This window comes from Exiguobacterium sp. N4-1P (assembly GCF_002214325.1).
Genome location: NZ_CP022236.1, coordinates 2,550,876 through 2,564,431, shown reverse-complemented (window position 1 = coordinate 2,564,431; position 13,556 = coordinate 2,550,876). Strand labels below are relative to the sequence as shown.

The window sequence follows — 13,556 nt, the reverse complement described above, 5'->3', positions numbered from 1 at the left end:
TGAAGATTCTTTCTTCCCGTGCTTTCCTCGGGCGAGGCGCAAGCCGTTGCTACTTGATCCTACCGGGACAAGTAGCAGGGTCTCGCTTGCCTCTGACAGCGCAAGATTTTCTTACGCTTTTTCCCGTAGGAGTCACGAGAAGCGAATCTTTTAGGCAGGTGCGTTTCTGTCGAATGCCGTTCTAGAACAAATCGGTTAACGCGTGTCTGAGCTTCCATAGAAGTGAGAACGCCAATCGATAAGATGTAGCGCCTTAAACGGAAATAGGGATAACTTGAACAACTTGCTTCGAAAACGGTGAGACGCTTGAGGGAATCAGTGAACCTTGAAAAGGTTCACGAGCAAGCAAGGGGAGACCCTGCAGCTTTTGTAAAAAGCGAAGCGGCTTCCCGCTTGCCCCTAAGCAAGCGAACCGTGGTAGAAGCGAATGTTGTTCAAAACCCACGAGGTCACTGTACTGAATGTTGTTCAAAAAAACGCACTTTTATGTGACCGCGAAAAAGACTTTCTAAAAAAAATATCAGAATAACGGTTGACGAAAGCCTGGAAAAAAGAGAGAATGAGAATGTTCTCAATGAGAATGAATATCATTATCTTTACAAGGAGACTACGATGTCGATTATGATTTGGGGAATCCTCCTCGTATGTGTCTCGATTGGCTCCATGTTTGTTGGTGTCGCTGACCTCGATTTAACAGAAATTTTATCTTGGAGCGAGACGGAATGGGAATTGTTCTTGATGAGTCGGATACCACGACTTTTAAGTATCTTATTAGCTGGAGCGGGTATGAGCATTGCGGGATTGATCATGCAACAAATTACACAAAACCGCTTCGTTTCACCGACAACGGCGGGAACGATGGATTTCGCGAAACTCGGAATCGTCGTTTCAATGATTGGCTTTAGTGATGCACATCCACTGATTAAGATGCTCATTTCATTTGGATTTGCGTTTGGTGGTTCGCTCTTGTTCATGCGGATTCTCGAACGGATCAAAATGAAGGACGTCATTTTCATTCCTCTCGTCGGGTTGATGCTCGGCAGTATCGTCGGTGCCTTGACGACGTTTCTCGCATTGCGGTTTAACTTGCTGCAAAGCTTAGAAGGATGGATGCAAGGAAACTTTTCGATGATCACAAAGGGACGCTACGAATTGCTTTACATAACTGTTCCGTTGCTGTTCGTCGCTTATCGTTATGCCCACCGGTTTACGATTGTCGGAATGGGCGAAGAATTTTCACAAAATCTTGGTATCTCCCATAAGCGTGTCATGCAGCTTGGGCTGGCGATTGTTTCATTGATCGCTTCAGCCGTGATTTTATCGGTCGGTGTGATTCCGTTTCTTGGTCTGATCGTGCCGAACTTGATTTCGATTTGGTACGGCGATCACTTACGAAAGACGTTACCGTTAACGGCTCTGTTCGGTGCCTTGTTCGTCCTCGTCTGTGACATTGCGGGCCGCCTGTTGATTGCACCGTATGAGATTCCGATTAGCTTGATGGTCGGGACGATCGGGAGTGGCTTGTTCCTCTACCTCTTGTTTAGGAGGGATCGTTATGGCTTATCGTAAACGATTGATTTGGCTGGGCGTCCTCGCGTTATTATGCATGGTTGGCTATATGACGTTGAACTTACAAGGGGCACTCGGATACGTCATTCCAAGGCGCTTTACAAAATTAGCAGCGATGCTTGTCACGAGTGTCGCGATCGGGGTCTCGACCTTGATTTTCCAAACCGTGACGATGAACCGGATTTTGACACCGAACGTCATCGGTCTCGATTCACTGTATATGTTGCTTCAAACCGGACTCTTGTTTTTGTTCGGCAGCTCAATCCTGCTTGAAGTCGGAATCGAAGTCCGCTTCGTCGCAACGATTCTTTTGATGGTCGGTTTTGCGATCGTGCTGTATCAATTGCTGTTCCGAGGGGAGGGGCGGAACGTCTACTTCCTTCTCCTTGTCGGTCTCGTCTTCGGAACGTTTTTCGGTAGCATCACCTCGTTCCTTCAACTGCTGATGGACCCGAACGAATTTCAATTGTTGCAAGATCGCTCGTTCGCGAGCATCAACAACGTCGATTCGGACTTATTGATGTTAACGACAGTCCTCCTCGTCTTGAATACGGCTTGGCTTTGGCGGTATGTCCGCTTCCTCGACGTATTGGCACTCGGACGCGACCATGCGATTAACTTGGGCATTCCGTATGAAAAAATCGTCAAACGTCTGTTAATCATCGTCGCCATCTATATTTCGATTGCAACGGCCTTGATTGGACCGATTACGTTTTTAGGGCTATTGATTGTCAACGTCGCCTATCAACTCATCCCGACGTACCGCCATCACGCTTTAGCGGTCGCGACAGTTTTACTTGGTGTGATCGCGTTAGTCGGGGGGCAGTTGATTGTCGAGCACGTCTTGAACTTCTCGACGACGCTCAGTGTCATCTTGAACTTGATTGGTGGTAGCTACTTTATTTATCTCTTGCTGAAAGGAGTCGACCGATGATTACGATTGACAACATCACGAAACGGTTCGGAACGAAGACCGTCGTCGAAGCGGCGACGTTCACGATCCCGAAAGGTAAATTGACATCCTTCATCGGACCGAACGGTGCGGGTAAAAGTACGGTCCTCTCAATGATTAGCCGTCTCGCGAAAGCGGATGCGGGCGTCGTCACACTGGAGGGGACGGCAATCAGTCAATTTCCGTCAGATGACTTGGCGAAGCGACTGTCGATTTTAAAACAAAGCAATCACCTCGGACTGCGTGTGACGGTCCGTGAGCTCGTCGGGTTTGGTCGTTTTCCGTATTCGAAAGGACGACTGACCGCCCTTGATCACGAGAAAATCGATCGGGCGATTGCATACGTCGGCCTCGAAGAGATGCAAGATAAACAAATCAACGCCCTCAGCGGAGGTCAGAAGCAACGTGCCTTCATCGCCATGGTAATTGCCCAAGATACGGATTATATCTTGCTCGACGAACCATTGAATAACCTCGACATGCGTCATGCCGTCCAGGTGATGAAGTTACTCCGGAAGCTCGTCGACGAGGAAGATAAAACGATCGTCGTCGTCTTACACGACTTGAACTTCGCATCCGTTTACTCGGATCAGATGGTCGCGATGAAAGAAGGACAAATCGTTGCGACGGGTCCGACAGAGCAATTGATGGAACAGTCGTTACTCGAAAACCTGTATGAAATGGATTTAACGTTGGAACAGATGGATGATCATAAAATTTGCCTCTACTATACTTAACATAAGGGAGATCAATTAACATGAAAAAGTGGTTCTTACTCGTTATTGCAATTTGTGTCGTCGCACTCGGTGCGTGTGGAAAAGGAACAAATGAATCAGCCGCTTCAAGCGACGAAAAAATGACAATCAAACATGAATTAGGTTCAACTGAGGTCGTCAAAGACCCGAAAAAAGTCGTCGTCTTTGATTTTGGTGCACTCGATACACTCGATGAACTCGGTGTCGAAGTGGCAGGTCTACCGAAAGAACTCGTTCCAGCCTATCTTAAGCAATATGAAGCAGAGCAGTATACGAACGTCGGAAGTTTAAAAGAACCAAACTTTGAAGCAATCAGTGAACTTGCACCAGACGTCATCCTGATCTCAGCCCGTCAATCGGAAATGTATAAAGAGTTCAGCAAGATTGCACCGACGATTTATGTAGGAATCGATACACAGGATTACATGACATCGTTCAAAGATAACGTCAACATGCTCGGTGAATTGTTCGGAAAAGAAGCAGAAGCGACAGCTGCATTAAAAGAAGTAGATGAAAAAATCGCGGCAGTCAAAGAGGATGCTAAAGAAGCACCTGAGTCACTTGTCCTGCTCGCAGGGGATAAGAGCATGAGTGCGTTCGGACCGGGCTCTCGTTTTGGCTTGATTTACGATGCATTTGGTTTAAAAGCAATCGATACGACTCTTGATCAAGCCGTCCACGGACAAGATGTCTCGTACGAATACATCGTCAAAAAAAATCCGGGCATCATCTTCGTCATCGATCGTGGAGAAGCAATCGGTGAAGGGGCAACGGCGAAACAAGCGATGGACAATGAATTATTGAAAAACGTCGATGCCGTCAAAAATAATAAGGTCGTCTACTTGAGTGGAGACGTGTGGTATCTGTCTGGTGGCGGTATCCAATCGATCGAAAAAATGTTGGAAGAAATCAAAACAGCACTGTAACAGCAAAAAAGCTCAATCCGTGAAGGACTGAGCTTTTTTTCATCAATAGCTTAAAGAATCTTGCCAATCAATCATTTCGTATTTTGCATGAACGCCTGATAGGCCTCAAAGTCATGATAGACGATGGCACGCGGGGGGAGGGAGCTATTCATCGTCTGATTGACGAGTTGGTTCAAGGCTTGCCGTGACTGACCATAAAAGGTGATGCTCGGTGTCTCCGGTAGTTCCGTGAACTCGAGAGCGTACGACAGGTTGTGCTGGTGGTTTGCCGCATACAACGTATCGACGAGCGTGATGGCGGATAAGCCGTTTCCACCACCGTAGACAGTCCGGTAACTCATTAAGGTCACTTCGCTTGCAAGATCCATCGCCCAGGCACTGACAGGACGTCCGGAGACATCCGTGACCGTAGGAACCAAAACGGAAGAAAGAGTTGCGGTAGCCCTTCCATCGTTGCCCGCTCCTGAAAGGCAGTCAGGATTCGTTGATAAGAAGCGATAACGGCAGATTGATTCGTCGTCCACTCCGGTAAGGCCTACGGTTCGAGATCGACGCTGATTCCATCCGGATGCTGCATCGTCTCACTTTGATACAGGGTAATCCAGGCGAGCGGGTCTTCGGCATTCGGTCGGAAGGTCGCGCCTTCATTCGTAATCCAGCGTGGTTGTCCGAACAGGAAGTAAACTTCAATTCCTGCTGCATGCGCGGCCTCGACGAATGTTCGATAGAGAATCAGGTCCCCCTCCACAGCAACATGAAGATAGACACGCTTCATCTGCCGGTTGGCGAGCTGATTAATTTTCACGGGGATGGACGCTTCCGGAATCGACCACATCACCGTATGGCGCGTGACGGGGAGAGCGGCTTGACCGCTTGACGGCAGCAACAGACTGAAAAACGAGACGCAGACGAGACTGACGAGAAAACTAGTGTTCACTCCTTCTGCATGGTACTCCTACTATCGGTTCGTTTGCTTAAAATAGGTATCCATCAATAGTCTTTGAGACTATTGCATCAGTTCAAAACCTAGACATTTCACATTGTGAAGTGTATATTAGAAGTTGTTGCTTGACCTCGGAATTACCATTAAAAAGGAAGTGATGCCACAATGCCGTTGTGGAAAAGAAATTTAATCGTCGTGTGGATCGGGAGTTTTTTGACTGCCGCTGCACTCAGTCTCGTTTTACCGTTTTTGCCATTATTCATTGAAGAGCTTGGCGTCGATGGACGTCAGGAGATTACGACCTGGTCCGGGATTGCGTTCGGGGCAACGTTCCTCGTCGCCGCAATCGTCTCACCGATTTGGGGACGCCTTGCCGATAGAAAAGGACGGAAATTGATGTTACTCCGGGCAAGCCTCGGCATGTCGATTGTCATGTTTTTAATCAGTTTTGTGCAAGATGTGTATCAGCTTGTTTTCTTACGGCTCGTCATGGGAGCGGTCTCCGGATTCATTTCAGCCGGAATCACCTTGATTGCTTCTCAAACCCCGAAAGAGAAAAGTGGCTGGGCGCTCGGTACATTGTCGACCGGTGGGATTGCCGGTGGGTTGCTCGGACCTCTGATTGGAGGATTCCTTGCCGACATGATTGGGCTTCGACCCGTTTTTCTCTTTACGAGCGTACCGTTATTTTTGACGTTCCTCGTGACATATTTCTTCGTCAAAGAAGAATTCGTCCCGCTCGAAGTCAAAAAAATGGCTTCCGCGAAAGAAATCATTCAATCACTCCGTCATCCGGAGCTCATCTTGAGTCTATTCTTGACGACGTTCTTGATTCAGTTCGCAGCGCAATCCATCAGTCCGATTCTCTCGCTTTACGTGCGAGAGCTGAGTCCCGGAACGGAACGACTGGCGTTACTGTCGGGTATCGTCGCCTCAGCACCCGGGATTGCGGCATTGATTGCTGCCCAGCGGCTCGGACGACTGTCCGACAAGATTGGAGCGGAACGTGTCTTGTTCGTTGCCTTACTCGTCTTTGCCGCCTTCTTGATTCCGCAAGCGTTCGTCACGGATACGAGTCAATTGATCGTCTTACGGATGGGAATCGGATTTGCGACAGCGGCCTTGATGCCATCGGTCCAAGCACTGCTTCGTAAACACACACCAGCCAATGCGTCCGGACGAATCTTCGGTTACAATCAATCGGCCCAATTCATGGGAAACTTCCTCGGACCGCTCGCCGGTGGTCAAATTGCCGGTCATTTCGGTTTTGAAGCGTTGTTCCTGTTTACCGGTTTGATCGTCATCACGAATGCTGTCCTCGAACGGACGCAAACAGCGGTACTCAGTAAAAAACATTCCTAACACGGAACGCCTCTCCGGTCAGTAACCGGGAGGCGTTTTTTTTCATGTCAACGAAAAGAAGTCATCGAGTTTTTGTTGCTCCGAGTGTTCGAGTGCCTTCATCAAAAGGATGGACTGGGCACGTACTTTATAGTCGGCAGAATAATGGAACAGTCCATTGTCGAGTTCCGTGATCGCAAGCGGTTCGATGATCGTCCGTGGATGATTGACATCCTTCAATCGTAATGACAGCTCGATTTGGTGATCGACGGGCAAGTGAATCAAGGCTTGAATATTTCAATCAAGAGCTAGGACTTTCGGTTCAACTATTGTTCTCATTACCTTTTTTTGAAAAAAACTCATAATTCAACAGAACCTGACCGATATACTAAACATAAGAGAATTGAACATTAAGTCAATGAGGAGACAAAAACATATGTTACGAGGAATGTACACGGCGTCTGGTGCGATGCAGGCGTTACAGCGGCAACAAGAAATGTTAAGTAACAACCTGGCCAATGCGCGGACGCCTGGCTTCCGCGCCGATCAAGCATCGCTCCGGACGTTTCCGGAGATGATGATTCAACAATCGGGCGTCAATGAACGGACGGGGATTCAATCAAGAGGAACGGTCGGCACGCTCGCGACAGGTGTCTTCATGCAGGCAGCGACGCCGAACTTTGCCCTCGGTTCGATTACGGAAACGGGCAACGCGACGGATCTCCAAATCAGTTCACGGGACGGATCCGCCCTCTTTACCGTCTTACATACGGATCCGTTGACAGGTGGGGAAGAGACGCTTTACACGACGAACGGTCAATTCGCCGTCGGGCAGGATGGTTTGCTCCGGACGACAGAAAATGATCTCGTCCTTGATGCAAACGGTCAGGCGCTGAACGTCGTCAATGAAGACTTCGTTGTCAGCGCAGACGGAGCGGTGACGGACGGAAACGGACAAGCAATCGGAAACCTTGGACTTGTCGTAACGGATCAACAGGAAACACTCGAGCGGACAGGCAACGGTTTATTCCGCTCTCCGGCAGCACTTGCCGCGGGAGACGTCAAAGTCGACCAAGGCGTGCTCGAACTCGGGAACGTCGAAATCGAGCAGACGATGGCTGAGATGAACAGTGGACTTCGTCAGTTCGAAGCCAATCAAAAAGTCATTCAAGCTTACGACCGGACGGCTGAAAAAGCTGTTTCTGAAATCGGTCGCGTTCGTTAATCGGAGGAGGAAGTCATGCAATCACTTTATACATCAGCCAGTACGATGGCTCAATTACAAAAACAACTCGATACGACCGGGCATAATCTCGCGAATGCGAACACGAACGGCTACAAGCGTCGTGATGCACAGTTCAATGAGTTACTCGTCCGCAACATCAGCAACACACCGGGCGGCTTGGAAACAGGTCCTTTGACGACGCCGGTCGATCTTCGTCTTGGTGTCGGTGGGTATGTCGCGAACGAAGCGACACGTTTTACCGTCGGTGCTTTTCAAACGACCGGACGGAATTTGGATGCGGCACTCGGTAATCCGCATCACTTCTTTGGTGTCATCGATGCAGACGGTGTGACGAAATTCACGCGGGACGGCAACTTTGAGTTATCACCGCAAGGCAACGGACAGATGTTGTTGACGGATGATGCGGGACGCTCCGTCATCAATCAAGCGAACGATGCCATCACCTTACCGGAAAATGCGACGGCGATTGAGCTGAACAAAGATGGCAATATCACAGGTGTCCTCAACGGAGAACGTCGTGTCCTTGCCCGCATCGGTGTCGCGGATATTCCGAACCATAGCGAGTTGACGGATGTCGGCGGTGGACTCTATACGGCGGCCGGGCAATATCAAAATGCTCAAGGGAACCCGTTGACGGTCGGGACGCTCGAGTCCTCGAATGTCGACATGGGGACGGAAATGACGAACTTGACGCAAATTCAACGCGCCTATCAGTTTAATTCGAAAGCTTTGATGACGACCGATCAGATGATGGGAATCGTCACATCACTCAAATAACGCATCTGCTAAAAGCCGCGCCTTCCGGAATCCGGAAGGCGCGGCTTTCTGATGGAGTCATTTTTTTAAGCTCAGGTAGACCGCTGCCATATCTAAATCGGCTTGGTCTCCCGTGTTCGCCTGTTCATACTGTTCATGTGCTGCTTCTGCCAGCGGTAAACGTAACGTGTACCGTTTCGCGGCGTCCGTGATCAACCCCAAATCCTTCGCCATCAACCGAAGCGGGAAAGCAGGGGGGAACTCCTCTGTTCGGTACATGTCCTGTTTGCCTTGGAAGAGTGGTGTATTCATGCCGGACAAAGAAATCATCTGGATGAGTTTTTCTTTGTCGAGCCCGGCCGCTTCTCCGAGCAGGAACGTTTCAGCAAGTCCTTCACCGACGATGCCGAGCAGGAGATTGATGGCAAGTTTTGCTGAGCTGCCTGTTCCGTGGTCACCGAAATGGATACTTTCTTTACCGAGAACATCGAGATACGGCCGGCATGTCGCAAGTGTCTGTTTGTCACCACCGACGAGCATGACGAGCTGGCCGGCTTCTGCGACACCGACTGAACCAGAGACGGGAGACTCGAGATAGGCGGCACCGGCGCGTTCGATAAGTTGCGCTGCCTGTGTTGATTCCTCGGACGAAATCGTACTCAAGTTGACGACGATTTTGTCCGTCAAGTCGCTTGCGAGCAGCCCGTCTGTTTCGTGAAGGACATGATCAATCGCTTTTCCGTCTGCGAGCATGATGAAGATGATGTCCGACTGTTCGACCAGTTCGCGTGGTGAGCGAAGCGACGTTGCCCCTTCCGCGACGAGCGGTGCTGTCTTACTTTCTGTTCGATTGTAGACGTGTAATGGGTGTCCGGCACGGCGAAGACGTAACGCCATCGGGATACCCATATGACCTAATCCTATCCAACCAAGTTGCATCTGTCTGATTCCTCCTGTATGTGTAGAGTCGCTTTAGCTATTCCCTTTTAGAACCTTATGTTAAACGCGACGTAAGCGGCGTTCTTCTTACTAGAAGACTGCGTTTTGTCCGCCCTTGACGGAACCTGAACATGAACAGGTCAAAAAACCCCCGCGTCTTAGTGGACACGGGGGTAAAGACTCATTCAGTTTCGTACGTCAAGATGGTGGAAATGACAGCGACCGGAAAACGAATCGTAAAGGTCGAGCCGACACCGACGGTCGATTCAACATCAATCGTTCCGCTATGGTGTTTGACGATTTCTTTACAAATCGATAGACCGAGACCCGTTCCACCGATTTTGCGTGTCTCTGAGTTGTCGACCCGGTAAAACTTATCGAACAACTTCGACATCGCTTCTTGCGGGATGCCCATTCCTTCGTCGTGAATCTTGATTTCAGCGAAACCATCCTGGTGCTGGACTTCGATTGAAACCGTTCCGCCGTCAGGAGAATACTTGATGGCGTTACTGAGTAGATTGTTTAAGAGCTGTTTAATCTTTTCGCTATCGGCGTCAATCATGATCGGTCCGTTACCTGCGAACACTAACGTATGTGTCGTATGCGAGGCACCATAGAAGTCGGTCACGTCATTTGCGAGTTCGACGATGTCGAACGTCGACATCTGATAACGTTGCTCACTCGATTCCATACGCTGGACGTCGAGGAAGTCGTTGACGAGGGTCGTCAGGCGACCTGTTTCCGAATGAATCGTCTGCAAGTACTTTAGCTGACGTTCTTCTTCAAATGATTTGTTGAGCATCAATTCCGTGAAACCGTAAATTGATGAGAGCGGAGTCCGAAGTTCGTGCGAGACGGTCGAGACGAACTCTTCTTTCATCCGGTCCGACTCCGTTTCTTTCGTGACATCCCGTAAGACGAGCATCGTTCCGACCCAAACGTTATTGATTTGAATCCTCTCGGCGTAAATTTGGATATAGGCACTGCGCGCGCGAATCGAGACGACGAGACTATCCTTCGGCAAGTTCTGCTCGACGATTTGTTCGATGTATTGTTCGAACGGTTCTGCTTCATCGATGATGGAAGACAAGGCGGACATCGCTTGACGGAAAGAGGAAAGATTACTTTCATCCTGATGTTCCGTCTGAATTTCCGGGAACAGCTTCATCAACGGTTCGTTGACGAGCAGTTCATCTGATTCATGTTCGATGTAGACGACGGCTTCCCGGATCGAGTTCAACAGTTGTCCTGTTTTGTTCTTTTCATGAATCATTTTTTCGTAAATCCCCATCCGCATCAACGAAAGTGAGAGCTGGTGCGAGAAGGAAAGGATATCGCTCATCTGCTCCGGCGTGAAGGCGTCACGGTACCGGACGAGATAGATGCAGGCGATGATTTTTTCTTCATTCGGATCAAGGATCGGCACGGCGACTTCATACATGTAGTACGGATACGGAAGCGGACTTTCGTGTGCGACCTGTTTAGACGAGTGCACCGGACGTTTTAAGACACGTGCCCGGTGGAACAACGATTGATCTTCGTGGATCAGTTGTTCGACCATATCAGGGGTCATCCCGTATTCAATCGTCGAGCGGACATCGTGTTGATCGAGGAACAGCAAGGCTCCGATTTCCGAATGGGTGATTGAGACGAGCTTCTCGATGATTTCCGGATACGCCGTCAATGTTTCGCGGGATGCGAGCGTCTCCGTCAGTTCATTACGATATTTTAGATGTTGTTCGCTTTGCAGGGTGATTTCGAGTGCTTCTTCGAGTTCTTCCTGCTGCGCCTGCAGCTCTTCCTGCTGCGCAACGAGTTCCTCTTGTTGTGCTTGCAACTCTTCATTCTTCGCCAGCATATGGACTTTATTATCCGCAATCGATGCTGCCATTTGATTGAAGGATGCGGTTAACATGTGTAATTCATCGCGTCGTCTCGGTAAGGGAAGTTCTTTGACGTCTTCACCACTTGCGAGTTGTGCACTGTCCCGAGACAACGAATTAATTTGTTTCGTCACCCGGTTGATGAATGGGCGGACGAGTAAGACAAGAATGATGACGAGGACAAGCAGGTTTGACAGCCAAATGAACTGGGCGATGCGCATTTCATTGAGCAGGCTGGCCTTTGCTTCATCTTCTTCAGTCTGAATGAGGTTTAAATAGTTTGTCAGCAAGGCTTCGATTCCAGCCGTATCGGCTTCACCGTCAATTTGACTGTTTGAGCCTTTTAGCGTTCCGTCAGAATTGAATAATTCGCTCCCGTTCGAAAGCGAAGCGAGCGTTTTCGGATCAACGAACTGCTCGTCGACCGAGCCTTCCTGTTTTTGTTCCACGTATTGACGTAACAAGGGGACGGCAGTACCGAAATAATCGTCATATAAGTTTCGTGTCGCAGTTGCGTATTGATCGCCTTGCGTATAGATGGCGTTTTGCTCGAACCAGGTCGTCAAGCGGTTGATTTCATCTTGGTTTGTTTTGACGGCATTGAGCATCGCCGGTGTTCCGAACAAGAGGTATGATTTTACATTGCTCTGTGCAGCGGACCATTCGTATGCCAACGCGTTCGCATTCGTTCTTCGTTCACGTAAGTCATCGAATGTCGCATCGGTTTGACTGATTTTTTGTTCAGTATACGTATAGACGATAGCGGATGTGATGCTGAGTGCGATAAAGACTGCATAAAAAGCAAACATCAATTGTCGACCAATCTTTTGATTAATCCATTTCACGTTCGAATCCTCCATATTCTTTTGTATATGTACGTAAATGTGTGAAGACATATGTAGATTTTACTCTGCTTGTTAGCAGTCATCAAATTTTAACACGCAAAGATGTAAAAAAAATATTATATTTAGATGACGGTCCAGCTTATTTTTTTTTAGGAGGATTAGAAGCAGCCGGATAAAGGAAAACTAACTGAGTGAAAGCTATCATTATTACGCATAGGGAAGTGACAGAATGCAAAAAATGTTTGAAAACAAGTGGTATCGTGGCGCATGGTGGGTCATGACACTGCTCGTCATCGTCTGGGTCGGCAATCACGTGACCTTTTTATTTCGCCCACTCGCCATACTCGGGCAAATGGTCGTCCCGCCACTCGCAATCGCCGGGATTCTCTATTACGTCCTTTTGCCGATCGTCGAGATGCTTGAGAAGAAGATGAGTCGGCGTCCGGCCGTGATGGTCGTCTTGTTCGGATTGATTGGGATTATGACGGCGCTTGGATTTATCTTTGGTCCGTCCTTATCAACACAAATCAGCGAATTCGTCAATTCGATTCCGAACCTCGCGACGGAATTTCAGCGTCAACTCGTCGAAGTCCGGAGTCAGCTTGAAAACAGCAGTATCTTTTCTCGCTTCGTTGGGGGACCGGATGACTTGTTCGATAAATTTTCGACGAATCTCTCCGAGTACGCGTCATCCTTCTTAAAAAATGTCGGGGCAGGGGTCGGCGGGTTTGTCAGCTTAATCACGACGACCGTCATCACAATCATCATCATTCCGATCATGTTGATTTATATGTTGTTAGACGGTCATAAGCTAAAAGGCAATCTGGTTAACATGATGCCGTTTGAATTTCATAAAGAAACGAAGAAAATTTTAGAAGATGTCCATGAAACGATCATGAGCTATATCCGGGGACAGGTCATCGTTAGTATCGGTGTCGGAATCATCGCCTATATCGGATACCTCTTCATCGGCATTGACTATGCGATTTTGTTAGCGATGTTCGCGACATTGACGAACATCATTCCGTTTCTTGGACCAGTCATCGGTGTCATACCGGCCTTGATCGTCGGGTTTATCCAGGATCCGATTCTTGCAATCTATGCCATCATTGTCATGACGGTCGCGCAACAAATCGATTCGCACATCATGTCACCACTCGTTCAAGGAAGGACGCTTGATGTTCACCCGTTGACGATCATCATCGTCCTGCTTGTCGCCGGGAACATCGCCGGCTTCTTCGGGGTCCTACTCGGGGTTCCGTTTTATGCCGTCATGAAAGTTATCATTCTTAACTTGCAACGGCTTTACCATCTCCGGACACAAAAGAAGATGGTCATCACGGATGAGGAAAAGACGTTCGATACCATCATCACAAAAAAAGAATGACTTTTTGAATTATT

Annotated in this window: 13 protein-coding genes; 8 read left to right on the top strand and 5 right to left on the bottom strand. The window is 48.7% G+C overall.

Features of this window, described 5'->3' with window-relative positions; translation table 11 throughout:
* Positions 1–612: 612 nt before the first annotated feature.
* Genes A0126_RS13050 through A0126_RS13035 form a run of 4 tightly spaced genes read left to right on the top strand, consistent with a single transcriptional unit; the run spans position 613 to position 4,202 of the window.
* A complete protein-coding gene (locus A0126_RS13050; RefSeq protein WP_088837963.1) occupies positions 613–1,569 on the top strand; it encodes an ABC transporter permease in 957 nt (318 codons plus the stop codon).
* Positions 1,556–2,503: an iron chelate uptake ABC transporter family permease subunit gene (locus A0126_RS13045; RefSeq protein WP_088837962.1), complete on the top strand. Its 948-nt coding sequence runs from the start codon at positions 1,556–1,558 to the stop codon at positions 2,501–2,503. The genes A0126_RS13050 and A0126_RS13045 overlap by 14 nt, the downstream gene beginning before the upstream one ends.
* A complete protein-coding gene (locus A0126_RS13040) occupies positions 2,500–3,258 on the top strand; it encodes an iron ABC transporter ATP-binding protein (protein WP_088837961.1) in 759 nt (252 codons plus the stop codon). The genes A0126_RS13045 and A0126_RS13040 overlap by 4 nt, the downstream gene beginning before the upstream one ends.
* A 20-nt stretch (positions 3,259–3,278) precedes the next feature.
* Entirely contained in the window at positions 3,279–4,202 is a 924-nt protein-coding gene (locus tag A0126_RS13035) for a siderophore ABC transporter substrate-binding protein (protein WP_088837960.1), read from the top strand.
* Positions 4,203–4,273: 71 nt separating this feature from the next.
* On the opposite strand, the gene A0126_RS19565 is transcribed toward A0126_RS13035, so the two are convergent.
* Entirely contained in the window at positions 4,274–4,726 is a 453-nt protein-coding gene (locus A0126_RS19565; protein WP_239456770.1) for a hypothetical protein, read from the bottom strand.
* Positions 4,727–4,737: 11 nt separating this feature from the next.
* Positions 4,738–5,139, bottom strand: coding sequence for a hypothetical protein (locus A0126_RS19560; protein WP_239456769.1), 402 nt, complete (start codon positions 5,137–5,139; stop codon positions 4,738–4,740).
* A 171-nt stretch (positions 5,140–5,310) separates the two neighbouring features.
* Here A0126_RS19560 and A0126_RS13025 point away from each other — a divergent pair, with 171 nt between their 5' ends.
* Entirely contained in the window at positions 5,311–6,507 is a 1,197-nt protein-coding gene (locus tag A0126_RS13025) for a multidrug efflux MFS transporter (protein WP_088837959.1), read from the top strand.
* 42 nt (positions 6,508–6,549) lie between these two features.
* On the opposite strand, the gene A0126_RS13020 is transcribed toward A0126_RS13025, so the two are convergent.
* Positions 6,550–6,771: a hypothetical protein gene (locus A0126_RS13020; RefSeq protein WP_088837958.1), complete on the bottom strand. Its 222-nt coding sequence runs from the start codon at positions 6,769–6,771 to the stop codon at positions 6,550–6,552.
* Positions 6,772–6,922: 151 nt separating this feature from the next.
* Here A0126_RS13020 and A0126_RS13015 point away from each other — a divergent pair, with 151 nt between their 5' ends.
* On the top strand, positions 6,923–7,711 hold the full coding sequence (locus tag A0126_RS13015) for a flagellar hook-basal body protein (RefSeq protein ID WP_088837957.1): 789 nt from the start codon (positions 6,923–6,925) through the stop codon (positions 7,709–7,711).
* Positions 7,712–7,726: 15 nt separating this feature from the next.
* Entirely contained in the window at positions 7,727–8,509 is a 783-nt protein-coding gene (locus tag A0126_RS13010; RefSeq protein ID WP_088837956.1) for a flagellar hook-basal body protein, read from the top strand.
* Positions 8,510–8,566: 57 nt separating this feature from the next.
* Here the strand turns inward: A0126_RS13010 and A0126_RS13005 are convergent, their stop codons facing one another.
* Positions 8,567–9,427, bottom strand: a complete 861-nt coding sequence (locus tag A0126_RS13005) for an NAD(P)-dependent oxidoreductase (protein WP_088837955.1) — start codon at positions 9,425–9,427, stop codon at positions 8,567–8,569.
* Between the two features lie 181 nt (positions 9,428–9,608).
* Positions 9,609–12,155, bottom strand: coding sequence for an ATP-binding protein (locus tag A0126_RS13000; RefSeq protein ID WP_088837954.1), 2,547 nt, complete (start codon positions 12,153–12,155; stop codon positions 9,609–9,611).
* 229 nt (positions 12,156–12,384) lie between these two features.
* Between A0126_RS13000 and A0126_RS12995 the strand changes: the two genes are divergently transcribed.
* Positions 12,385–13,542 (top strand): AI-2E family transporter, encoded by a 1,158-nt coding sequence (locus A0126_RS12995; RefSeq protein WP_088837953.1) that lies wholly within the window; start codon positions 12,385–12,387, stop codon positions 13,540–13,542.
* Positions 13,543–13,556 lie beyond the last annotated feature (14 nt).